21 protein-coding genes are annotated in these 21,153 nt (G+C 64.9%); 10 read left to right on the top strand and 11 right to left on the bottom strand.

Going from position 1 to position 21,153, the window contains the following annotated elements; genetic code table 11:
* The first annotated feature begins 670 nt into the window (after positions 1 to 670).
* From ACE3QM_RS08445 to ACE3QM_RS08435, 3 genes are all read left to right on the top strand, one after another.
* The gene (locus ACE3QM_RS08445) at positions 671 to 928 is read left to right on the top strand and encodes a hypothetical protein (RefSeq protein WP_048409241.1); all 258 of its coding nucleotides are present in this window, start codon (positions 671 to 673) and stop codon (positions 926 to 928) included.
* A 79-nt stretch (positions 929 to 1,007) separates the two neighbouring features.
* Positions 1,008 to 2,309, top strand: coding sequence for a Y-family DNA polymerase (locus ACE3QM_RS08440; protein ID WP_374421382.1), 1,302 nt, complete (start codon positions 1,008 to 1,010; stop codon positions 2,307 to 2,309).
* A gap of 114 nt (positions 2,310 to 2,423) precedes the next feature.
* Positions 2,424 to 3,836: an exonuclease domain-containing protein gene (locus ACE3QM_RS08435; protein ID WP_374421381.1), complete on the top strand. Its 1,413-nt coding sequence runs from the start codon at positions 2,424 to 2,426 to the stop codon at positions 3,834 to 3,836.
* A 1-nt stretch (position 3,837) separates the two neighbouring features.
* Here ACE3QM_RS08435 and ubiB read toward each other — a convergent pair whose 3' ends face one another.
* The 5 genes from ubiB to queA form a co-directional block, all read right to left on the bottom strand.
* The gene (gene ubiB, locus ACE3QM_RS08430; RefSeq protein ID WP_048409243.1) at positions 3,838 to 5,364 is read right to left on the bottom strand and encodes a ubiquinone biosynthesis regulatory protein kinase UbiB; all 1,527 of its coding nucleotides are present in this window, start codon (positions 5,362 to 5,364) and stop codon (positions 3,838 to 3,840) included.
* A 6-nt stretch (positions 5,365 to 5,370) separates the two neighbouring features.
* Positions 5,371 to 5,955, bottom strand: a complete 585-nt coding sequence (locus tag ACE3QM_RS08425) for an SCP2 domain-containing protein (RefSeq protein ID WP_374421380.1) — start codon at positions 5,953 to 5,955, stop codon at positions 5,371 to 5,373.
* Between the two features lie 164 nt (positions 5,956 to 6,119).
* A complete protein-coding gene (gene ubiE / locus ACE3QM_RS08420; RefSeq protein ID WP_048409245.1) occupies positions 6,120 to 6,854 on the bottom strand; it encodes a bifunctional demethylmenaquinone methyltransferase/2-methoxy-6-polyprenyl-1,4-benzoquinol methylase UbiE in 735 nt (244 codons plus the stop codon).
* A gap of 2 nt (positions 6,855 to 6,856) precedes the next feature.
* Positions 6,857 to 7,228, bottom strand: a complete 372-nt coding sequence (locus ACE3QM_RS08415) for a gamma-butyrobetaine hydroxylase-like domain-containing protein (protein ID WP_048409246.1) — start codon at positions 7,226 to 7,228, stop codon at positions 6,857 to 6,859.
* A 28-nt stretch (positions 7,229 to 7,256) separates the two neighbouring features.
* Positions 7,257 to 8,279: a tRNA preQ1(34) S-adenosylmethionine ribosyltransferase-isomerase QueA gene (queA, locus tag ACE3QM_RS08410; RefSeq protein ID WP_231460913.1), complete on the bottom strand. Its 1,023-nt coding sequence runs from the start codon at positions 8,277 to 8,279 to the stop codon at positions 7,257 to 7,259.
* 278 nt (positions 8,280 to 8,557) lie between these two features.
* Here queA and aroQ point away from each other — a divergent pair, with 278 nt between their 5' ends.
* The 5 genes from aroQ to ACE3QM_RS08385 all read left to right on the top strand — a co-directional run bounded on the left by aroQ (position 8,558) and on the right by ACE3QM_RS08385 (position 12,988).
* Positions 8,558 to 9,007, top strand: a complete 450-nt coding sequence (aroQ, locus tag ACE3QM_RS08405; RefSeq protein WP_374421379.1) for a type II 3-dehydroquinate dehydratase — start codon at positions 8,558 to 8,560, stop codon at positions 9,005 to 9,007.
* A 36-nt stretch (positions 9,008 to 9,043) separates the two neighbouring features.
* The gene (gene accB / locus ACE3QM_RS08400; RefSeq protein WP_048409248.1) at positions 9,044 to 9,499 is read left to right on the top strand and encodes an acetyl-CoA carboxylase biotin carboxyl carrier protein; all 456 of its coding nucleotides are present in this window, start codon (positions 9,044 to 9,046) and stop codon (positions 9,497 to 9,499) included.
* A 131-nt stretch (positions 9,500 to 9,630) separates the two neighbouring features.
* On the top strand, positions 9,631 to 10,989 hold the full coding sequence (accC, locus tag ACE3QM_RS08395) for an acetyl-CoA carboxylase biotin carboxylase subunit (protein ID WP_231460912.1): 1,359 nt from the start codon (positions 9,631 to 9,633) through the stop codon (positions 10,987 to 10,989).
* A complete protein-coding gene (gene prmA / locus ACE3QM_RS08390) occupies positions 10,989 to 11,885 on the top strand; it encodes a 50S ribosomal protein L11 methyltransferase (protein WP_048409250.1) in 897 nt (298 codons plus the stop codon). Before accC ends, prmA begins: the two co-directional genes overlap by 1 nt.
* Positions 11,882 to 12,988, top strand: coding sequence for a DUF3426 domain-containing protein (locus ACE3QM_RS08385; RefSeq protein ID WP_374421378.1), 1,107 nt, complete (start codon positions 11,882 to 11,884; stop codon positions 12,986 to 12,988). The genes prmA and ACE3QM_RS08385 overlap by 4 nt, the downstream gene beginning before the upstream one ends.
* 233 nt (positions 12,989 to 13,221) lie before the next feature.
* Here the strand turns inward: ACE3QM_RS08385 and queF are convergent, their stop codons facing one another.
* Genes queF through murJ form a run of 3 tightly spaced genes read right to left on the bottom strand, consistent with a single transcriptional unit; the run spans position 13,222 to position 16,407 of the window.
* Positions 13,222 to 14,061: an NADPH-dependent 7-cyano-7-deazaguanine reductase QueF gene (gene queF / locus ACE3QM_RS08380; RefSeq protein ID WP_374421377.1), complete on the bottom strand. Its 840-nt coding sequence runs from the start codon at positions 14,059 to 14,061 to the stop codon at positions 13,222 to 13,224.
* Positions 14,062 to 14,101: 40 nt separating this feature from the next.
* Positions 14,102 to 14,845, bottom strand: a complete 744-nt coding sequence (locus ACE3QM_RS08375) for a CPBP family intramembrane glutamic endopeptidase (RefSeq protein WP_374421376.1) — start codon at positions 14,843 to 14,845, stop codon at positions 14,102 to 14,104.
* Between the two features lie 26 nt (positions 14,846 to 14,871).
* Positions 14,872 to 16,407 carry a murein biosynthesis integral membrane protein MurJ gene (gene murJ / locus ACE3QM_RS08370; RefSeq protein WP_374421374.1) on the bottom strand — a complete coding sequence of 512 codons (1,536 nt, stop codon included), beginning with the start codon at positions 16,405 to 16,407 and terminating at the stop codon, positions 14,872 to 14,874.
* A gap of 126 nt (positions 16,408 to 16,533) precedes the next feature.
* Here murJ and rpsT point away from each other — a divergent pair, with 126 nt between their 5' ends.
* Positions 16,534 to 16,797 (top strand): 30S ribosomal protein S20, encoded by a 264-nt coding sequence (rpsT, locus tag ACE3QM_RS08365; protein WP_048409254.1) that lies wholly within the window; start codon positions 16,534 to 16,536, stop codon positions 16,795 to 16,797.
* A gap of 94 nt (positions 16,798 to 16,891) precedes the next feature.
* The gene (locus tag ACE3QM_RS08360) at positions 16,892 to 17,941 is read left to right on the top strand and encodes a phospholipase A (RefSeq protein WP_374421372.1); all 1,050 of its coding nucleotides are present in this window, start codon (positions 16,892 to 16,894) and stop codon (positions 17,939 to 17,941) included.
* Positions 17,942 to 18,024: 83 nt separating this feature from the next.
* Here the strand turns inward: ACE3QM_RS08360 and ACE3QM_RS08355 are convergent, their stop codons facing one another.
* The 3 genes from ACE3QM_RS08355 to fabI are packed head-to-tail and all read right to left on the bottom strand — an operon-like array spanning position 18,025 to position 20,920.
* Entirely contained in the window at positions 18,025 to 19,179 is a 1,155-nt protein-coding gene (locus tag ACE3QM_RS08355; RefSeq protein WP_374421371.1) for an acetate/propionate family kinase, read from the bottom strand.
* Positions 19,176 to 20,111 carry a phosphate acetyltransferase gene (locus ACE3QM_RS08350; protein WP_374421370.1) on the bottom strand — a complete coding sequence of 312 codons (936 nt, stop codon included), beginning with the start codon at positions 20,109 to 20,111 and terminating at the stop codon, positions 19,176 to 19,178. The genes ACE3QM_RS08355 and ACE3QM_RS08350 overlap by 4 nt, the downstream gene beginning before the upstream one ends.
* An 11-nt stretch (positions 20,112 to 20,122) precedes the next feature.
* Entirely contained in the window at positions 20,123 to 20,920 is a 798-nt protein-coding gene (gene fabI, locus ACE3QM_RS08345) for an enoyl-ACP reductase FabI (protein ID WP_374421369.1), read from the bottom strand.
* Positions 20,921 to 21,153 lie beyond the last annotated feature (233 nt).

The raw sequence follows: 21,153 nt of genomic DNA, 5'->3' as shown, positions 1-21,153 counted from the left end.
CCGACCCTCTGGTTCGTAGCCAGATACTCTATCCAACTGAGCTACGGGTGCGCTGTTTCGCGAGACGTTGTGTCTTGCGAGAAGCGGAATACTATAGATTCGCTTTTTAAGTGTCAATCCTTTTTCCAAAAAAATTTAGCCGGCCGCGCATGGGCCGGCCGCGGTTGTCGTGCCGGGCCAACAGGGAGGCGGGATCGCGCGTCCGTTTTCATTGAGATCAGACGGGGGGCGAAATCTTCGGCTCGAACCTTTGCGTGCCTCGGGCGGCGGGGACTGCTCAAGCATTGTTTCCTGGCTTGCCTTGAGGCCCGCGTTCTCTTGACGCTCCCGGCCCGCCTCAGTACCCTGAGCCTCGCGCTGCGCCGAATAACGCTGCGCCGGGAGTAGAAGCCCAATCGAATTACTAGACCGCAGGCTAGCCGCGTCCGACTGGATACAGCTACGCCTGCTGCCACGTCATGCTCATTCGGGGCAGGCCGTGGCAAGGAGCCCTTGTGGCTGCCGGTCTTGGTCTAGTAAACCGGTCTTCTACCCTTGTCACGTGCCTGCTCAAACCTGCTGTCCGGGCAGGCCTTCTCTCAGGAAACGACATGGAGGCCGCGATGCGATTCTTCCCTTTTCCCCTTTCCCTTTCTTTTAATCCGAAGTCCTCGTCACAGGAGGGCAGACCATGAGTCAAGCGTGCGAAACGGTGACGCGGCAGCAATTGCTGGGCCGCGTATTGGAAGCCAGCCAACTGGGGTTGGAAGCCCTGGAAATGCTGCGCCCGGCGCTGGAAGTGGCGACGCGGCTGGGCACGCAGGCGGAGGCGGAGGAAGGCGCCCAGGCCGCCGGGGTGTGCCGGCTGGCGCGCTGGGCGCTGGACGAGTACCACAATGCGCTGGACCTGATCCGCGAAGAGACGGCGCGCAGCCTGCGCGAGGCCTGATCGCTTGAACCGTAAAGGGGCGGCGCCTGCCGCCTCATGATCGCGCTCGCGCGCGGCCGCGCTCAGGCGCTACACTGCAATGATCCCCAAGCCGCCGCGCGCCGCCATGCCATCCTGTTACGCCCAAGTCGATTGCAACTCCTTCTATGCCTCCTGCGAGCGGGTATTCAATCCGCGCCTGGCCGGCGTGCCCATCGTGGTGCTGTCCAATAACGATGGTTGCATCGTGTCGCGCTCGGCCGAGGCCAAGGCCTTGGGCGTGCCGATGGGCGCGCCCTATTTTCAGCAGCGGGCGCGGCTGGAGCAATTGGGGGTGGCGGTGTTTTCCTCCAACTACACCCTGTACGGCGATTTGTCCGGCCGCGCGATGCGTCTGCTGGCCGGCTTCGCGCGCGCGCAGGAGGTGTATTCGATAGACGAGTGCTTCCTGGACATCAGCGGCGAGCCGGAACCGACGCGGCTGGCGCAGCAGATGCGCGACACGATGTTGCGCGGCCTGGGCTTGCCGGTGTGCGTCGGCATCGGCCCCAGCAAGACCTTGGCCAAGCTGGCCAACCACCTGGCCAAGCTGGACCCGTCCCGCGACGGGGTGATGAATTTGCAGGCGCTGGACGCGAGCGAGCGGCTGGCCTTGCTGGCCATGGTGCCGGTGGAGGAGATCTGGGGCGTGGGCCGCAAGCTGTCGGCCAAGCTGCGGCTGGAGCGCATCGGCCACGCGGCGGCGCTGGCGGAGGCGGACCGGGATTGGTTGATCCGCCGTTTCGGCGTCACCGTGGCGCGCATCGCCGACGAATTGGACGGCCTGTCCTGCCTGAGCCTGGAAGAGGCGTTGCCACCACGGCAGTCCTTGATGTCCACGCGTTCCTTCGGCCACAAGGTGACGCGGCTGGAGGAGGCGCGCGAGGCGGTGGCGATGCACGCGGCCATGGTGGCGGAGCGCTTGCGGCGCCAGGGCTCGCTGGCCACTTTTCTGCAAGTGAGTTTGCAGCGCGGCGTGTACCAGCTGGGCACGGTGCAGAGCGATAGCGAGGTGGTGCCGCTGCTGCCGCTCAGCGCCGATAGCCGCGCGCTGGTGAAGGCGGCCTTGTTGGCGCTGGAGCGTTTATGGCGGCCCGGCGCCACTTATCAGAAGTGCGGGGTGATGGCCTGGCAATTGGTGGACGCGGACAAGGCGCAGGGCGATCTGTTCGCCGGGCCGGCGGAGGATGAAAAGAGCCAGCGCCTGATGGCGGCGATGGATGCGATCAACCGCCGCATGGGGCGCGGCACGGTCAAGCTGTTGGCCGAAGGCCTGGAGCAGGGCTGGAAGATGAAGCAGGATTTGCTGTCGCCGGCCTATACCACGCGTTGGAATGAGGTGCCGGTGGTGAAGGCGAAGTAGCGCTTGCGGTAGAATGCCGCGATCGATGTCGCCGGCCGCCGGCGGCTATAGTGTAATCAGCATCCCCATGAGTCCCCGCGCCGCGAGCCGCGCGTCGCCTCCGAAAGCGAGATATTGAATCCTCTGTTTGCCCAGCCTTGCGCCATCGTCGATCTGGAAACCACCGGCGGCCACATCAGCCGCGACCGCATCACCGAGGTGGGGGTGATCCTGATCGACGGCGACCGGGTGGAGCGCTTCAGCTCCCTGGTCAATCCCGGCCAGCCCATCCCGCCCTTTATCGAGAACATGACCGGCATTTCCGACGCCATGGTGGCGGCGGCGCCGAGCTTCGCCGATCTGGCGGAACGCTTGCTGACGATGTTGTCCGGCCGTTTGTTCCTGGCGCATAACGCGCGTTTCGACTATGGCTTTTTGAAGAACGAATTCCGCCGCGCCGGCCTGCGCTTCCAGAGCCAGTCGCTGTGCACGGTGAAGCTGTCGCGCCGCTTGTATCCGCAGTTTTTCAAGCACAGCCTGGATAGCTTGATCGAGCGCCACGACATCCGCCTGCCGGAACGGCACCGGGCGCTGGCGGACGCGGAGGCGGTGCACCGTTTCCTCGGCATCGCCAATCAGGAGCTGGGCGCGGCGGCCGTGGGCGCGGCGATGGCGGCGGTATTGGCCGCGCCGCCGGAACTGGCCGGCCTGCCGGCGGCCTTGCAGGAGCAGCTGGAGCTGCTGCCGGATGTGCCGGGGGTGTACACGCTGTACGGCGAGGACGGCAAGCCCTTGTACGTGGGCAAGGGCAGCAATCTGCGCACCCGCGTGCTGGCGCATTTCGCCGCGGTCAAGGGCGGCGGCAAGAGCCGCGAAGTGCATATCGGCGAGCCCATCGGCCGGGTGGAGTGGCGGGAGACACTGGGCGAGTTCGGCGCGCATTTGCTGGAACTGCGGCTGATCCACGCCTTGAAGCCGCAGCATAATCACCGCGGCAAGCTGAGCCCGGAGCTGTGTTCCATTCAGTTGGAGACGGAGGGTGGCTTCACCCGTCCCAAGGTGGTGTACGCGCGCGAGCTGGATTTCAGTCGCACCGCGGATTTGTACGGTTTGTTCCGCCATGCGCGCGAGGCGCGCAAGATTCTGGCGGAAATCGCGCTGGGCAACGCGCTGTGTCAGTCGGTATTGGGGGTGGAGGCGGTGACCAGCCGCAAGGGTGCGCCGTGCGCGGCTTTGAAGCTGGGCCGCTGCCGCGGCGCCTGCATCGGCCGCGAGCCGGCGGAGGTGCACAATATCCGGCTGTTGGGCGCCTTGGCCAAGCTGAAGGTGAAGGCCTGGCCGTTCGCCGGCGCGATCGCGGTGGTGGAAACCGATGAGGTGACCGGCGAGCGCGCCGAGCATGTGTTCGACCGCTGGTGCTATCTGGGTTCGCGCCAGGGCGACGGCGGCCCGCTGGAGGGGGCGCCGTCCTTCGATCTGGACAGCTACAAGCTGCTGGAGGGCTGGCTGCGCAAGCCGGCGGAGGGCACGGCGCTGCGCGAGCTGTGAGTCAGAGCCAGTTTTTCAACAGCAAGGCCGCCAGCAGGATGGCGATCAGCGCCAGCAGCCAGTTCTGGCGCTTCTGTTCCCGCATCAGCTGGATGTAGCCGCTGATCAGCAGCTCGCTGTTGGCGGAGGACAGCGCGTCATTCAGCTTGCGCGGCAGCGTGGGCAGGGTAGTGGCCCATTGCGGCGCTTCGTGCTTCAGCGTGCGCAGCAGGCCGCGCCAGCCTATCTGCTCGTTCATCCACTTGGTCAGGAAGGGTTTGGCGGTGTCCCACAGGTCCAGATTGGGGTCCAGCTGGCGGCCCAGGCCTTCGATATTGAGCAGGGTCTTTTGCAGCAGCACCAGTTGCGGCTGGATTTCCACATTGAAGCGGCGGCTGGTTTCGAACAGGCGCAGCAGCACCATGCCGAAGGAGATTTCCGACAGCGGCTTTTCGAAGATGGGTTCGCACACGGTGCGCACCGCCGCTTCCAGTTCCTCGGCGCGGGTGTCTTTCGGCACCCAGCCGGATTCGATGTGGGCGGTGGCGACGCGGTGGTAGTCGCGGTTGAAGAAGGCGAGGAAGTTGACCGCCAGGTAGTGCTTGTCGGTGTCGGTCAGGGTGCCGACGATGCCGAAGTCCAGCGCGATGTAGCGGCCGTCGGCGGCGACGAAGATATTGCCCGGGTGCATGTCGGCGTGGAAGAAGCCGTGGCGGAACACTTGGGTGAAGAAGATTTCCACGCCGTAGCGGCTGAGCTTGGTGAGGTCCACGCCGGCTTCGCGCAGCCGGTCCACCTGGCCCACCGGGATGCCGTGCATCCATTCCAGCGTCAGCACGTCGCGGCTGGTGTAGTCGTAGAATACCTCGGGCACGATCAGCATGTCCGAGTTCTTGAAGTTGCGACGCAGCTGCGAGGCGTTGGCTGCCTCGTGCATCATGTCCAGTTCGTCGTGCAGGTATTTGTCGAACTCGGCCACCACTTCGCGCGGCTTCAGCCGCTTGCCGTCGGTGAACAGTTTTTCCACCCAGCCGGCCAGCGTGGCCATCAGCGCCAGGTCTTGCTCGATCACCGGCTGGATGCCGGGGCGCAGCACCTTGACCGCCACTTCGCGGCCGCGGCCGCCATCGGGCTGGCGCAGCCAGGCCTTGTGCACCTGGGCCACCGAGGCGCTGGCCACCGGGGTGTTGTCGAAGTCGAGGTAGAGTTCGTCCACCTTGCGGCCCAGGCTGCGTTCAATCACCTCGCGCGCCAGCAGGCCGTCGTAGGGCGGCACTCGGTCTTGCAGCCGCGCCAGTTCGTCGGCGTAGTCCGGCGGCAGCAGATCGCGGCGGGTGGACAGCACCTGGCCGAATTTGACGAAGATGGGGCCCAGGCTTTCCAGCGCCAGCCGCACCCGTTGCGGCAGCGGCGCGCTGGTGTCGCGGCGCAGCGGCAGCAGGCCGAACAGCTTGTGGACGATGCCGAGTTTGGAGTGACCTTCCAGGAAGTCGTCCAGGCCGAAGCGGTAGAAGGTGGAAACGATCTTGAAGAAGCGCGAAATCCGCATGTGCCGTCAGGCCTTTGTCTGTTCTTGTTGCAGCGCGGCCCGCAGCCGCGCCAGGCGTTTTTCCAGGCGGCCGGCGTCGTCGCGCAGCGCGTCGACTTCGGCGATGAAGCCTTGCACCAGCCGGCGGCTGGCCAGTACCGGCGTTTCCTCGCGCAGGTGCTCCACCCAGTTGGCGGCCAGCCGCCAGGCCACTTGGCCCTTGAAGCCGAGCAGGCCGCGCGCCAGGGTTTCCGCGCGCTGGGCGGCGGTGTCGCCCACCAGCCGCGACAGGTCCTCGGCGGCGTTCCATTGCAGGCGGCCCAGCAGGCGGCCGACGGCGGCGGCCAGTTCGGCGTCGCCGCTGAACTGGACATCGTTCAGCGCCGGGTCGCGCCCGGCCACCGCCGCCAGCGCGGCGGCGTGCTTGAGGCGGACGGTGGCTTCCGGCTCGCCCTCGCAGGCGGCCAGCCAGCCTTCATCGGTGAGCACGCCGGCCACTTGCAGCGGCGGCAGCGCCACGGCGATGCGCCGTCCGGCGTGCGCGGCCAGTTCCGCCCGCACCGCCGGGTGCTGGTTCAACAGGTGGTTGAATGCGGCTATCTGGATGCCCATGCGCTGTCTCCGTGCGTGGATGGTTAAGGGGGGCTTGGAGCGTGTTCACGATCCCGTGAGCTAGGGCGAGACCAGGCGTGGAGTCTCCGTGCGCCGCATGAGTATTTCGAAGCGGACGCTCGCGCAAGGTCTCCGCCGGCGCGCGGCAGATCGTAAACAGGTTCTTAGAACTTGTAGCCCTTGTGCAGCGCCACCACGCCGCCGCTCATATTGTGGTAATCCACCTTGCCGAAGCCGGCGTCCAGCATCATCTGCTTCAGCGTTTCCTGATCGGGATGCATGCGGATGGATTCGGCCAGGTACTGGTAGCTGTCGGGGTCGTTAGCCACCAGCTTGCCCATCACCGGCAGCGCCTTGAAGGAGTAGAAGTCGTAGAACGGCGACAGCGGTTTCCACACTTTGGAGAACTCCAGCACCATCAGCTTGCCGCCCGGCTTCAGCACCCGGCACATTTCCTTCAGCGCCGCGTCCTTGTGGGTCATATTGCGCAGGCCGAAAGCCACCGACACCGCGTCGAAGTAGTTGTCGGGGAAGGGCAGCTTCTCGGCGTCGGCCAAGGACACCGGCAGCACCAGGCCGTCGTCCAGCAGCCGGTCGCGGCCCACGGTCAGCATCGAGCTGTTGATGTCGGTCAGCCACACTTCGCCGCTCTTGCCCACGCGCTTGGCCCAGCCGCGCGACAGGTCGCCGGTGCCGCCGGCGATGTCCAGCACCTTGTCGCCGGCCTTGACGCCGGAGGTGGTCAGGGTGAAGTGCTTCCACACCCGGTGCAGGCCGCCGGACATCAGGTCGTTCATCACGTCGTATTTCTTGGCCACCGAGTGGAACACATCGGCCACCTTGGCGGCTTTTTCGCTTTCGGCAACGGTCTTGAAGCCGAAGTGGGTCGTCTTGTCCATGGTCACTCCCTGCTCGCGCCAGCGGCGGCGAGGCGGTTGAGGTAATCCTGCCAGTACTGGTCGCGCTTGGCGCCCAGCTCGTAAAGGTATTGCCAGCTGTAGAGGCCGCTGTCGTGGCCGTCGTCGAAGGTGATCTTCAGCGCGTAATGGCCCACCGGCTCCAGCGCGGTGATGGCGACATGGCGCTTGCCCACTTGCAGCACTTCCTGGCCGGCGCCGTGGCCGCGCACTTCCGCCGAAGGCGAGTAGACGCGCAGGTATTCGCAGGGCAGTTCGAAGCGCGCGCCGTCGTCGAAGCTGATTTCCAGCACGCGCGATACCGCGTGAAGCTGGATTTCCTGCGGCGCCGCTGCGCCAGGGGTGAGTCCGGACATGGGTGCTCCTAAACGGTCAAGCCGCGTATCAGTCTTTGCGTTCCAGCAGCATGGCGTCGCCATAGCTGAAGAAGCGATATTCCCGCTCCACCGCGTGCTGGTAGGCGGCGCGCATTTCCTCGTAACCGGCGAAAGCCGACACCAGCATCAGCAGCGTGGACTTGGGCAGGTGGAAATTGGTCAGCAGGCGGTCCACCACCCGGAAGCGGTAGCCCGGGGTGATGAAGATGTCGGTTTCGCCGCAGCCGGCCGCCAGTTCGCCGCCGCGCGCGGCGGATTCCAGCGCGCGCATGCTGGTGGTGCCCACCGACAGCACTTTGCGGCCGCTGGCGTGGGCCTCGGCGATCAGCGCGCGGGTGGCTTCCGGCACTTCGTAGATTTCGCTGTGCATCTTGTGCTCGGCGATATTGTCCACTCGCACCGGCTGGAAGGTGCCGGCGCCGACGTGCAGGGTGACGTAGGCCAGGTGCACGCCCTTGGCGCGCAGCTGTTCCAGCATGTCTTCGGTGAAGTGCAGGCCGGCGGTGGGCGCGGCCACCGCGCCGCGCTCGCGGGCGTAGACGGTCTGGTAGCGCTCGTCATCCTCGTCGCCGGCGCCGCGTTCTATATAAGGCGGCAGCGGCAGCTTGCCGGAGGCTTCCAGGATGTCGAACAGATTGTCCTCGGCCAGGAAGCGCAGCTTGAACAGCTCGCCGTGACGTTCTACCATCTCGGCCTCCCAGCGTTCGGCGAAGATCAGCCGGGTGCCGGGCTTGGGCGATTTGGAGGCGCGCACATGGGCCAGCGCGGTGTGCGCGTCCAGCACGCGTTCTATCAGCGCCTCGACCTTGCCGCCGCTGGCTTTTTCGCCGAACAGCCGCGCCTTGATCACGCGGGTGTCGTTGAACACCATCACGTCGCCGGGGCTGATGTGGTCGATGAAGTCGCTGAAGCGCAGGTCGGCGCGGTTTTGGCCGGCAACGTGCAACAAGCGGCTGGCGCCGCGCTCCGCCGGAGGGTGCTGGGCGATCAGTTGCTCGGGCAGGTGGTAGTCGAAGTCGGAAAGCTGCATAAGACGTAAAAGATTCAGAATCGGCAAATTATACCCGTGCCGCCGCCGGCCGGCATCAGCTTGTGCGGGGTATGGCGGGATTTGCGCTGAATCAACATCGATTTTCGGCAAGTTGGTAAAAACTTGCCAGGCGGAAAAACGCCCGTGGATACTAGTGCTTTGACTCGAGTCGTGTCGCCGTTTTGCATCCAAACGGCTGTTTGAAATGACGCAAAAGCTAGACATCTTGCAGCGAATTGCGGCAAACTCGCGCCCAAGATGATAAACAGGAGCAGGCTTTGACCGGAAAAATCCTTGTGTTGCATGGCCCCAACCTCAACCTGCTGGGACAGCGGGAGCCGCAGCACTACGGCCGGGAAACGCTTGACGATATCAACCAGCGGCTGGAACAGCAGGCTAGCGCCGCGGGGTTTGAGTTGTCCGCGTTGCAGAGCAACGCCGAGTATGTACTGATAGATCGCGTGCAGCAGTGCCTGAATGACGGCACCGCTTTCATTCTGATCAATCCGGCGGCTTTCACCCATACCAGCGTCGCCTTGCGCGATGCGCTGGCGGCGGTGAAGCTGCCGTTTATAGAAGTCCACCTTTCCAACGTTCATGCCCGCGAACCGTTCCGTCAGCATTCGTATTTCTCCGACCTCGCGGTCGGCGTGATCTGCGGACTCGGCGCCCACGGCTATGAACTGGCGCTTGCGCACGCCATCTGGCGTCTTGCCGCGCAGGCCTGACCCACTCTACCGAATATCCCACTCGAAGGATTATCAATGGATCTCCGTAAACTCAAGAAGCTGATCGATCTCGTCGAGGAATCCGGCATTGCCGAACTCGAAGTGACCGAGGGGGAAGAAAAAGTCCGCATCACCCGCGTATCCGCCGCGCCGCAGATGGCCTACGCTCAACCGATGACCGCTCTGCAAGTGCCCAACGCCCAAGCCGCCGCTGTGGCCGCTCCGGCCGCCGAGGCCGCCGCGCCGGTCAGCAATGACAAGAACGCGATGAAGTCGCCGATGGTGGGCACCTTCTATCGTTCGCCGAGCCCGGGTGCCAAGAGCTTCATCGAGGTGGGCCAGAGCGTGAACGCCGGCGATACCTTGTGCATCATCGAAGCGATGAAGCTGATGAACGAGATCGAAGCCGACCGCTCCGGCGTGGTCAAGGCCATCCTGGTCGAGGACGGCCAACCGGTGGAATTCGGCGAGCCGCTGTTCATCATCGAGTAAGCGCCAAACGACAGGCTTAGCAACAGGGCACGGCGCAGCGTCTGTGCCCTTGTTGTTTGCCAAGACAGCATTGGCGGCTCCGGCCGCGCCGGCGACAAGGCCGGCCGCGGAGCCCGCCAGCGGAGAATTCCATGTTTGAAAAAATTCTGATTGCCAACCGGGGTGAAATCGCCCTGCGCATCCAGCGCGCCTGCCGCGAAATGGGCATCAAGACCGTGGTGGTGCATTCCGAGGCCGACCGCGAAGCCAAGTACGTGAAGCTGGCCGACGAGTCGGTCTGCATCGGACCGGCGCCCAGCGGCAAGAGCTACCTCAATGTGCCGGCGTTGATCGCCGCCGCCGAGGTCACCGATTCCCAGGCCATCCACCCGGGTTACGGCTTCCTGTCGGAAAACGCCGACTTCGCCGAGCGCGTGGAGCAGTCCGGCTTCGTGTTCATCGGCCCGCGCCCGGACACCATCCGAGAGATGGGCGACAAGGTATCGGCCAAGAACGCGATGATCGCGGCCGGCGTGCCTTGCGTGCCAGGTTCCGACGGCGCCCTGCCGGATGATCCGGCCGAGATCGTCAAGATCGCCAAGAAGATCGGTTTCCCGGTGATCATCAAGGCCGCCGGCGGCGGCGGCGGTCGCGGCATGCGCGTGGTGCATACCGAGGGCGCGCTGATCAATTCGGTGCAGATGACCCGCACCGAAGCCGGCGCGGCGTTCGGCAATCCCACCGTCTACATGGAAAAATTCCTGGAAGAGCCGCGCCACATCGAAATCCAGATCCTGGCCGACGAATACGGCAACGCCATCTACCTGGGCGAGCGCGACTGCTCGATGCAGCGCCGCCACCAGAAGATCATCGAGGAAGCGCCGGCTCCGGGCATCACCGACAAGCAGCGTCAGAAGATAGGCGAGGCCTGCGCCGAAGCCTGCCGTCGCATCGGCTACCGCGGCGCCGGCACTTTTGAATTCCTGTTCGAGCGCGGCGAGTTCTACTTCATCGAGATGAACACCCGCGTGCAGGTTGAGCACCCGGTGACCGAGATGATCACCGGCATCGACATCGTGCAGGAGCAGATCCGCATCGCCGCCGGCGAAAAGCTGCGCTACAAACAGAAGGACGTGGTGCTGCGCGGCCATGCGATGGAGTGCCGGATCAATGCCGAGGATCCGTTCACCTTCGTGCCGTCGCCGGGCAAGATCGAAAGCTACCACCCGGCCGGCGGCCCGGGCATCCGCATCGACTCGCATATTTACCAGGGCTACACCGTGCCTTCGCATTACGATTCCATGGTGGGCAAGCTGATCGCCTATGGCGATACCCGCGATCAGGCAATGGCGCGGATGCGGGTGGCGCTGTCGGAAATCTCGATTTCCGGCATCAAGACCAATATCCCGTTGCACCAGCAATTGTTCCTGGATTCGGCCTTCCAGCGCGGCGGCACCAGCATTCACTACCTGGAGCACCGCTTGGCCGAACAGAAAAAAGGGGAAGCCTGATGGCATGGCTGCAAGCCACCATTGACGCTGAGTCAACCGTAGCCGAGCGTCTGGCCGACGCGCTGATGGACGCCGGCGCGCTGTCCACGGCGATCGAGGACGCGTTTGCCGGCACCGAGCGCGAAGAGCCCATCTTCGGCGAACCCGGCGAGCCGGTGGACAAGCTGTGGAGCCGCAGCCGCATCATCACCCTGTTTGATGAAGCGGCCGACGTGGCGCTGCTGATCGCCGCCGCCGCCACCGCCTGCGAGCTGACGCTGCCGGGCTATAGCGTGGAGCGGGTGGAGGAGCAGGATTGGGTGCGTTTGACCCAGTCGCAGTTCGACCCTATCCGCATTTCCGACCGTCTGTGGATCACGCCGACCTGGCACGAGCCGCCGGCGCCCAACGCGGTCAATCTGCAACTGGACCCGGGCCTGGCCTTCGGCACCGGCAGCCACCCCACCACCCGCTTGTGTCTGCAATGGCTGGATGCCCAGCTGCAGGGCGGCGAAAGCGTGCTGGACTACGGCTGCGGTTCCGGCATCCTCGCCATCGCCGCGCTGAAGCTGGGCGCGGCCTCGGCCTTGGGCGTGGACATCGATCCGCAAGCGGTGCGCGCCAGCCATGACAATGCCGAGCAGAACCAGGTGAAGGCCGATTTCTGCCTGCCGGACCAGAACCCGGAAGCGGTTTACGACGTGGTGCTGGCCAATATCCTGGCCAATCCGCTGCGCATGCTGGGCCAGTTGCTGGCTAGCCATGTCAAAACCGGTGGTAGAATCGTGCTTTCAGGCATTCTCGCCGAACAGGCCGAAGAGCTGTCCGCCATCTATGAACAGTGGTTCCAGATGGACGCTCCGGTGTTCGACGAAGGATGGACCAGACTGACAGGAATCCGACGCCCCACGGTATGACATATACGACACAGTGCCCCAGTTGCCAGACTCGCTTCAAGGTCAATGACGCCCAGTTAGCGGCCGCCAATGGTTTGGTGCGCTGCGGGCGCTGTTCGCACGTGTTCAACGCCACCGAGTATTTCGTGGTGGCGGACGCGCCGCCGCCGGAGCCTCCGCGCGCCGCGGCTCCTCCGCCTGTTCTGCCGCCCGCCCAACAGAGCGAGGCACTGGACGATTTCGAACTGGAAGTGCCGGATTTCGACCCGGGCGCCGGCGCGGAAGCCCCGCCGCCGGACGAGTTGCTGATGCCGCCGCCGCTGCCGGCGCAGGAAGAAACGCCGGCCGCGCGCGCCGATGTCGAGGAGTTCCAGCGCGCGCTGGCCGAGGCGATGCAGAACCGCCATGTCAGCGCGCCGCTGGGCAATCCTTTCGGCGCGGAAGACGCCGTGCTGGAAGAGCCGACGCCGGAAGTGTTCGGCAACCGTCGCCGCGCCGAGCCGCAAGCCGAACCGGAAGCGCCGGCCGCCGTCATCGAGCCGGAACGGCCGTTCGAGCGCCGCGAACCGGAGCCGGAGTGGAAACCGGCGCCCAGCGCGGCGCAGGAGCCGGAAGCGGATGAGGACGCGCCGCGCCGGCGCAACCCGCTGCTGACGGCGCTGGCGGTGCTGGTTTCCGTGTTTGGCGTGCTGGTGTTGGCCGGCCAGCTGGTCTACTTCAACCGCACCCGCATCGCGGCCGAAGTGCCGGAATTGCGTCCGACGCTGGAGGCCTTGTGCGTGGGCATGGGTTGCGCGGTGCCTTGGCCCACCGATATCGCCCGCGTGCGCACCGAATGGTCCGAGCTCGCCTTCGTGCCGGACTATCCCAACCTGATCCAGCTATCCGCCACGCTGAAAAACCACGCCACTTACTCCCAGGCCTACCCGATGCTGGAAGTGACGCTGAAGGACTCCGACGACCAGGTGCTGATCCGCAAGGTGTTCGCGCCCAAGGAGTATTTGAAGGCCGATGATTTCAAGCTTGGCCATTTCAATTCCAATAGCGAGGTCAAGGTCACCATGCGGCTGGATGCCGGCAAGGTGCATGCGATGGGGTATAGCCTTTATTGGTTCTATCCTTAAGAGCCTGTTTACGATCTGCTACGCGTCGGCGGAATAGTTAGACAAGGGCGTTAAAAACGCTTTCAGAATGCTCATGTACCACCTGTACATTCCGCTTCTTCAACCGTTTTCGCCTTGTCTCGCTCTAGCTCGCGAGACTTTGAACAGGCTCTAAGATCCATTAATCATCGTTTCCAGAATGACGAACAGGCCGGCATTTGCCGGCCTGTTCGCTTTTCCCGCTTAGAAAAATATTATTGCCGCGCGGTACGGCTGTTGCCCACCGGCATCTCGCCGCAATTGCTGCGGAAGGGGTTGATGTCCAGCCCGCCGCGACGGGTGTAGCGTGCGTAGACGGTGAGCCGGCTGGGCGCGCAGGCGCGGAGCAGATCGGTGAAGATGCGTTCCACGCATTGCTCGTGGAATTCATTGTGCTGGCGGAAGCCTATCAGGTAGCGCAGCAGCGCCTCGAGGTCCAGCCGCGGGCCGGTGTAGCGGATCTGCACGCTGCCCCAGTCCGGCTGGCCGGTGACCAGGCAGTTGGATTTCAGCAGATGGCTGCACAGGGTCTCGCTGACGATGTCGCCGGCGTCGGCGCGCAGAATCTGCGGGCAGGGCGCGTAGTTGTCCACTTCGATGTCCAGATCGTCGATGCAGTCGCCGGCCAGTTCGACAATGCTTTCGCCGCCAAACTGCTGCGGCAGCATGATGTCGACGCCTATCGGCTTGCCGGCGGCGGCGGACAGGTCGTCGGCAAGCTGGCGGCGCAGCGCGTCCAGGCCGGCCATCCGGGTCTGGTTGTAGCTGTTCAGATAGAGCTTGAACGATTTGGATTCGATCAGGCTAGGGCTGTCGGCCGGGATGCGGAAGGTGGCGATGCCTACCTGCGGCTTGCCGCGGGCATTGAGCCAGGACAGTTCGAAACCGGTCCAGATGTCCACGCCGGCAAACGGCAGCGCGGCGGCGTCCACGCCGATTTCATCGCGCTTGACTTGGCGCGGGATCGGAAACAGCAGGCTGGGATCGTAATGATCCTGATAGCTGACGGTTTTGCCCAGGGGGGAGTGTTCCGGGGACATGGCTTGTGTGTTCATGGTTTGAATTATATCGGTTTCCGCCGCGGCGGCCTTCTCGTCAGAGCAGGCCCTTGCGCCACAGCGCCATCAAATCCATGGTCAGCGCCACGCTGCAATGCAGCGCGATGCCCAGCCAGATGGAGCGGTAGCGGTAGCTGAGCGCGCCCAGCGCAACGCCGGCGATGATGGCGGCCAGGCTTTCCAGCAGCGGTTTTTCAAAATGGATCATGCAATAGGGCAGCACCATCACGAAGATGGCGCTGACGCCCAGCCGTGGTTTGAGGCCGTGCACCATATAGCCGCGGAAGAAGAATTCCAGCGCGGCGAATTGGGCGAAATACAAGAGCTCCCACAGCAGCCAGTGCGGCCACATGCTTTCGCCGGAGCTGAGGCGGAAGAAGGGGTAGATCTTCAAGAAGCCGGGCTGGCCGGACGCCCACCACACCAAGGGCAGCATCACGGCGTAGAACAGCGGGAAAAGCTTGAGGTCGGCCTTCAGCGTGGCGTGGTCCGGCCAGGCCAGGCCGAAGTCGCTCAGCGGGCGGCGGTCGATCAGACGGATGGCCAGCAGCGGCAGCAGGCAGTAGCTGACGATGCTGGCCAGCGCCCAGTAAGCGACGCGGTAGAGGTCGGTATCCGGGTTGTGCGCCACTTGCTGGCGGAAGGACAGGCCCAGCGCCGGCCACCATTGCTGCAGCCAGTCCAGCATCCAGTGGCGGTTGGCCGGGTAGTACAGCAAGGTCAGGCTCAGACAGCTGACCAGCAGCACGCCGGCCGTCTGGCGGTCGGCTGGGCTCAGCATAGGCGGGCGCGGCTGGCTGGCCATGTTCAGCGTTCGCGGCGCATGAAGTCGCGCGGGCGGAAGCCAAGCGCGAACAGCGCGGCGAAATAGGTGATTGCGCCGGCCACCACCAGCAGGCTGAGCCAGGACACGCGCTGCCAGGCCGGGCCGTGCCAGTGCACCGGCAGCAGCCATTGCAGCGCCAGCAGCACCGCGGTCATCGCCAGGATGGCGACGGCCATCTTGCCCAGGAAGCCGCCCCAGCCGGCGGAGGGCTGGTACAGGCCGCGCTTGAGCAGCGCGCGCAGCAGCAGGCCGGCGTTGAGGCAGGAGGCGAGGCCGATGGACAGCGCCAGGCCGGCGTGCTTGAGCGGAAACACGAAGGCCAGGTTCATCAACTGGGTCAGGCACAGGGTGATCAACGCGATGCGCACCGGGGTCTTGATGTCCTGGCGCGCGTAGAAGCCGGGCGCCAGCACCTTGACCAGGATCAGGCCGAGCAGGCCGAAGGAGTAGGCGATCACCGCCTGCTGCGACATCAGCGCGTCGTGGGCGGTGAATTTGCCGTAGGTGAACAGGGTGGCCAGCAGCGGGCCGGACAGCAGGCCCAGGCCCACCGTGGCCGGCACCGCCAGCAGCAGCGACAGGCGGATGCCCCAGTCCAGCAGCACGCTGAATTCGTCGTCGGAGCGGGTGGCGGCGTGTTTGGACAGCGAGGGCAGCAGGATGGTGCCCAGCGCCACGCCCAGCACGCCGGAGGGGAATTCCATCAGCCGGTCGGCGTAATACATCCAGGACACGCTGCCGGTGGGCAGGAAGGAGGCAAAGGTGGAGTTGATCAGCAGCGAGATCTGCGCCACCGACACGCCGAAGATGGCCGGCCCCATTTGTTTGATCACGCGCCAGACCGCCGGGTCGCGGAAGGCGAACACCGGGCGCGCCAGCATGCCTATCTGTTTCAGGAAGGGCAGTTGCCACACCAGCTGCACCAGGCCGCCGACGAAGACCGCCCAGGCCAGCGCCATGATGGGCGGGTCGAAGTGGCTGCTGAAGAACAGCGCGAACACGATGAAGCTGAGGTTGAGGAAGGTGGGCGTGAAGGCCGGAATCGAGAACTTGCCCCAACTATTGAGCACGCTGCCGGTCATCGAGGACAGCGAAATGAAGAAGATATAAGGGAAGGACACGCGCAGGATGTCGGCGAACAGGGCGGCCTTGGCCGGTTCGCGGTAAAAGCCGGGCGCGGAGATCCACATGATCAGCGGCGCGGCCAGCATGCCGACGGCGGTGACCAGCAGCAGCACCGAACCCAGCACGCCGGTGATCTTGGCGATGAATTCGCGGGTTTCCTCTTCGCTGCGCTGGTTCTTGTATTCGCCAAGAATGGGCACGAAAGCCTGCGAAAACGCGCCTTCGGCGAACAGGCGGCGCAGCATATTGGGAATCTTGAAGGCGGCGTTGAAGGCGTCGGCGGCCATGCCGGCCCCGAACACGCGAGCGATGATGGTATCGCGGACCAGGCCCAGGATGCGGGACACCATGGTCATGCTGCTGACAGCAGCCAGAGCCTTGAGCAGATTCATGTTGCGGGTGGTTTATCTAGCGTTGAGCAAGCCCGCTAGTGTACGCCGCCAGGTTTATTGTTGCAAAACCTGAGTTTAGGGCTTAGAATCGCGGGTTTCAGATTCCGCTCATCAGGAGAAAGATTCATGGCTAACAGCGCACAAGCTCGCAAGCGTGCACGCACAGCCCTTAAGCAGCGCGCGCACAACGCCAGCCTGCGTACTGCGTTCCGTACCGCAGTTAAGAAAGTGCTCAAGGCAGTTGAAGCAGGCGATAAAGCCGCTGCCAAGGTAGTGTTCCAGACTTCCGAAAAAGTGATCGACCGCATTGCTGACAAGGGCGTGTTCCACAAGAACAAGGCTGCTCGTCACAAGAGCCGTCTGTCGGCTCAGATCAAGGCCATGGCCTGATCAACAGCCCAGCGCTGAAGAATACGCAAAGGCTCCGCATCGCGGGGCCTTTTGTGTATCTGGCGTTTCGATTTCCCTCGCTGGAGGCGTGGCAATGTCGGGATGGATGGCTTGGGCGCTGGCCTTGTGCGCGGCGCAGACCCTGGCGGCGGAACTGCCGCAGCAATTGGCCGAATGCGGCCGCCTGGCGGACGCCAAACTGCGTCTGGCCTGCTATGACGGGCTGGCCGCCGGCCTGCCCGAGGTGGCGCGGCCTGTGCCCGCGCCGGAACCACCATTGGCCGCCGCGCCTGGCGGCGCGGAGCGGGTAATGCCGGACACGGTGGCGGTGGCCAGCCGGCTGGCCGAGGCCTGGGACCTGGATGGACGCTCGCGCGGCGATACCTTCGGCTTCCGCATGTATCGCCCCAATTACTATCTGCCGGTGTGGCAGATGGCCAAGCCCAATAATGAGCCGCAGTCGCCGACCCGGCCGCCCAGCCAGACTCCTGGCGGCAATCTGGACAAGACCGAGGCCAAGTTCCAGCTGTCGTTCAAGACCAAGGTGTGGGAAGACATCTTCGATACCCCGCTGAACCTGTGGTTCGCCTATACCCAGCAGTCGCATTGGCAAATTTACAACAAGGCGCATTCCGCGCCGTTCCGCGAAACCGATTACGAGCCGGAGCTGATCCTGAGCTTCCCGCTGCCGTCCTCCTGGGCCTGGGGCGATACCCGGCTGCGCATGGGCGGCCTGGGCTTGCTGCACCAGTCCAATGGCCGCGCCAATCCCCTGTCGCGCAGCTGGAACCGGGTGTACGCGATGGCGGCGCTGGATAATGGTCCGTTCACCTTGCAGGGCCGCTGGTGGGCGCGGCTGCCGGAGTCCGGCGACAACGATGACAACCCGGACATAATGAAATACATGGGGCACGGGGATCTGCAGGCGATCTACCAATATAGAGGCCAGACCTTCAGCGCCTTGTGGCGGCCCAATTTCGACAGCGGCAAGCATGGCTTGCAACTGGACTGGAGCTTCCCGCTGAAGGGCAAGCTGCGCGGCTATGTGCAGGCTTTCGATGGTTATGGCGAAAACCTGATCGATTACAATGCGCGCACCCGCGCGCTGGGCGTGGGGCTGACGATGAGCGACTGGCTGGAATAAGAGCGGCCGGCGACGCGCGCGTCTTGCCTTGGGCATGTCGCCGCCGTTCCAAACCGGCCCGCCTTGTGGACGGGCCCGGCGTTTTACTGCAGCAGCGCGGCCACCTGGCGCGCCATTTCGCCTTCCTCGTCGGTGGGCAGCACATAGGCGGCGCGCGCGCTGGCGGCGGTGGTCAAGCGCCGCGCTTGGGCCAGGTTGGCGGCCTGGTCGACTTCGAAGCCCAGCCAGGCCAGTTGCTGCAGCACCCGGCCGCGCACTTCCGGCGAGTGCTCGCCCACGCCGGCGGTGAATACCAGCGCGTCAAGGCCCTTCATCGCCGCGGCCAGGCTGGCCGTTTCGCGCGCCACGCGGTAGCAGAACAGTTCCACCGCCTCGCGCGCCGCCGGCAGATCGCTGGCCAGTAGTTCGCGCATATCGGACGAGATGCCGGAGACGCCGAGCAGCCCGGAGTTCTTGTACAGCTCGCGTCTCACCTCGGCCACGCTCATGCCGGCCTGTTCCTGCCAGTAGAGAATGACCTCCGGATCGATATAGCCGGGGCGGCTACCCATCATCAGCCCGTCCACCGCGGAGAAGCCCATGCTGGACGCCATGCTGCGGCCGGCGTCCAGCGCGCAGGCGCTGGCGCCGCTGCCCAGGTGGCAGACCACCACCTTGGCGCGCTCCAGGCCCAGCTCCGGCAGCCGCCGCGCGATGGCGGCATAGGACAGGCCGTGGAAGCCGTAGCGGCGGACGCCCTCGTCATGCCAGTGGCGGGCGATGCCGAAGCGGGTGGCCACTTCCGGCTGCTGGGCGTGGAAGGCGGTGTCGAAGCAGGCGAACTGCGGCAGCCTGGCGTCGTATTCCTCGAAAGCGGAAATCACCGCCAGGCTGACCGGCTGGTGCAAGGGCGCCAGCGCCACATACTCTTCCAGCTGGACGCGGATGTCGGCATTCAGCCGCGTCGCGGCGGTGAAGCGGCCGCCGCCGTGCACCACGCGGTGTACCACCGCCACGGGCTCCAGTTGCTGATCGGCCAGGCTGTTGATCACCGCGGCGATGGCGTTGGCGCGGCCGCCGTCGTCCAGCGCGCGGCAGCTCAGCATCTGGCCCTTGCCGTCCAGCAATTGCAGCTCCGGCTTGGCCTGGCCGAAACGGTCCACCATGCCGCGCGCCAGCAGTTGGCGTCCGTCCGGCGCGAAGGCGCGGAATTTCAGCGTGGACGAACCGGCGTTGACGGCAAGCAGCACCCGGCTCATGGCCGCGGCCCACTTTGCCGGCGCTTGTGCGCCAGCAGATTGGCCACCGCGGCGGAGGCCAGGCGGCCGGTGGCGTCGTCGGCGCGGCTGGTCAGCACGATGGGCGCGCGCGCGCCCATCACGATGCCGGCGGAAGCCGCTGCGGCCAGATAGGTCAGCTGCTTGCCCAGCATATTGCCGGCTTCCAGGTCCGGCACCAGCAGGATGTCGGGATCGCCGGCCACCGGCGAGACGATGCCCTTGCTGTCGGCGGCTTCACGCGAGATGGCGTTGTCGAAGGCCAGCGGGCCGTCGAGGATGGCGCCGGTGATCTGGCCGCGATCCGCCATCTTGCACAGCGCGGCGGCGTCCAGCGTGGAGCGCATCGCCGGATTGATGGTTTCCACCGCGGCCAGGATGGCCACCTTGGGCTGGGAAATGCCCAGCGCCTGGGTCAGGTCGATGGCGTTCTGGCAGATGTCGCGCTTGGTCAGCAGATCGGGCTCGATATTGATCGCGGCGTCGGTGATGAACAGGTAGCGCGGATAGGTTTCCACCTTCATGATCCAGACGTGGCTGATGCGGCGGTCGGTGCGGATGCCGGTGCCGCGCGCCAGCGCCTCGCCCATGAACTCATCGGTGTGCAGGCTGCCCTTCATCAGGATGTCGGCGTAGCCGTCGCGCACCAGGCTCACCGCCTGTTCGGCGGCGGCGTGGCTGTGTGGCACGTCGACCAGCTCGAAGCGGCTCAGGTCCACTTCCAGTTCGTCGGCCAGCTTGGCCAGCCTGGCGGCGGGGGCCACCAGGATGGGGGTGGCGATGCCGTGGTCGGCGGCTTCCACCGCGCCCAGCAGCGCTTCGCGGCTGCAGGGATGGGCCACCGCCATCGGCAGCGGGCCCAGGTCGATGGCCTGTTGCAGGATGTCGGCGAAAGCGTGTTCGTCGCGTGTCATGGCGTGCTCCCTCAGGCCTTGATGTGGTGGCCGCCATCGACATAGATGGTCTGACCGGTCAGGCCGCGGGCGGCGTCGGAGATCAGGAAGGCGCAGGTGGTGCCCACGTCCTCGATTTCCACCAGGCGGTTTTGCGGCGCGCGGGCGATGGCGTCCTCGATCAACTGGTCGAAGTGGGCGATGCCGGAGGCGGCGCGAGTGCGCAGCGGGCCGGGGGAGACCGCGTGCACGCGGATGTTCTTGGAGCCCAGTTCGCTGGCCAGATAGCGCGACACGCTTTCCAGCGCCGCCTTGACCGGACCCATGATGTTGTAGTTCTCCACCACTTTGTCGGCGCCGTAATAGCTCATGGTGATCAGGCTGCCGCCCTGGCTCATCAAGGGCTCGGCCAGGCGAGCCATTTCGATGAAGGAGTAGCAGGACACGCGCATCGCTTGCTGGAAGCCCTCCAGCGAACAGTCGGTGACGCGGCCGTGCAGATCGTCCATCGGGCAGAAGGCGATGGAGTGAATGACGAAATCCAGTTTGCCCCATTGCTGGCGGATCGCATCGAACACCGCCTCCATCTGACCGGGCTGCTCCACGTCCAGCGGCAGCACCAGCGGCGAACCCAGCTGGTCGGCCAGCGGGCGCACGTATTTTTCCGCTTTCTGGTTCAGGTAGGTGACGGCGAACTCGGCGCCCAGGTCGCGCAGCACGCTGGCGCAACCGTAGGCGATGCTGTTCTCGTTGGCGATGCCTACGATCAGGCCTTTCTTGCCGGCAAGAATGTTGCGAATGCTTTCCATCTGACCCTCTTGGTAAACCATGTGACCTCCGGGATTTGTAGGGTTGCAGGGCAGTATTGCGGGCTAATGAAGCAAAGGGATTTTTGTATTGACGATTCAGTCGGATATAATCGACGATTCGGCGGATGGATGACTCGGCGTTGGAGCCGTTCATCCGCGTCTGTCCGACTAGGCATGTCGAGCGGAAGTTCACGCTCGGATAGTGCAGTGCAGCATGAGTTCGGTCTATTATGCCATCATGATTACTGGTGGGG

The sequence above is a fragment of the Chromobacterium sp. genome (assembly GCF_041912965.1).
GTDB classification, from domain to species: Bacteria; Pseudomonadota; Gammaproteobacteria; order Burkholderiales; family Chromobacteriaceae; genus Chromobacterium; species Chromobacterium aquaticum.
Note: the sequence above shows the minus strand (reverse complement) of the source record. Positions and strands in the feature narration are given on the sequence as shown.

What these genes read in the sequence shown, in the direction of transcription:
- ACE3QM_RS08445 (WP_048409241.1), top strand. Translation starts at nt 671, where the DNA reads ATGAGTCAAGCGTGCGAAACGGTGACGCGGCAGCAATTGCTGGGCCGC.
- ACE3QM_RS08440 (WP_374421382.1), top strand. Translation starts at nt 1,008, where the DNA reads ATGATCCCCAAGCCGCCGCGCGCCGCCATGCCATCCTGTTACGCCCAA.
- ubiB (WP_048409243.1), bottom strand. Translation starts at nt 5,364, where the DNA reads ATGCGGATTTCGCGCTTCTTCAAGATCGTTTCCACCTTCTACCGCTTC.
- ACE3QM_RS08425 (WP_374421380.1), bottom strand. Translation starts at nt 5,955, where the DNA reads ATGGGCATCCAGATAGCCGCATTCAACCACCTGTTGAACCAGCACCCG.
- ubiE (WP_048409245.1), bottom strand. Translation starts at nt 6,854, where the DNA reads ATGGACAAGACGACCCACTTCGGCTTCAAGACCGTTGCCGAAAGCGAA.
- ACE3QM_RS08415 (WP_048409246.1), bottom strand. Translation starts at nt 7,228, where the DNA reads ATGTCCGGACTCACCCCTGGCGCAGCGGCGCCGCAGGAAATCCAGCTT.
- queA (WP_231460913.1), bottom strand. Translation starts at nt 8,279, where the DNA reads ATGCAGCTTTCCGACTTCGACTACCACCTGCCCGAGCAACTGATCGCC.
- accB (WP_048409248.1), top strand. Translation starts at nt 9,044, where the DNA reads ATGGATCTCCGTAAACTCAAGAAGCTGATCGATCTCGTCGAGGAATCC.
- accC (WP_231460912.1), top strand. Translation starts at nt 9,631, where the DNA reads ATGTTTGAAAAAATTCTGATTGCCAACCGGGGTGAAATCGCCCTGCGC.
- prmA (WP_048409250.1), top strand. Translation starts at nt 10,989, where the DNA reads ATGGCATGGCTGCAAGCCACCATTGACGCTGAGTCAACCGTAGCCGAG.
- ACE3QM_RS08385 (WP_374421378.1), top strand. Translation starts at nt 11,882, where the DNA reads ATGACATATACGACACAGTGCCCCAGTTGCCAGACTCGCTTCAAGGTC.
- queF (WP_374421377.1), bottom strand. Translation starts at nt 14,061, where the DNA reads ATGAACACACAAGCCATGTCCCCGGAACACTCCCCCCTGGGCAAAACC.
- ACE3QM_RS08375 (WP_374421376.1), bottom strand. Translation starts at nt 14,845, where the DNA reads ATGCTGAGCCCAGCCGACCGCCAGACGGCCGGCGTGCTGCTGGTCAGC.
- murJ (WP_374421374.1), bottom strand. Translation starts at nt 16,407, where the DNA reads ATGAATCTGCTCAAGGCTCTGGCTGCTGTCAGCAGCATGACCATGGTG.
- rpsT (WP_048409254.1), top strand. Translation starts at nt 16,534, where the DNA reads ATGGCTAACAGCGCACAAGCTCGCAAGCGTGCACGCACAGCCCTTAAG.
- ACE3QM_RS08360 (WP_374421372.1), top strand. Translation starts at nt 16,892, where the DNA reads ATGTCGGGATGGATGGCTTGGGCGCTGGCCTTGTGCGCGGCGCAGACC.
- ACE3QM_RS08355 (WP_374421371.1), bottom strand. Translation starts at nt 19,179, where the DNA reads ATGAGCCGGGTGCTGCTTGCCGTCAACGCCGGTTCGTCCACGCTGAAA.
- ACE3QM_RS08350 (WP_374421370.1), bottom strand. Translation starts at nt 20,111, where the DNA reads ATGACACGCGACGAACACGCTTTCGCCGACATCCTGCAACAGGCCATC.
- fabI (WP_374421369.1), bottom strand. Translation starts at nt 20,920, where the DNA reads ATGGTTTACCAAGAGGGTCAGATGGAAAGCATTCGCAACATTCTTGCC.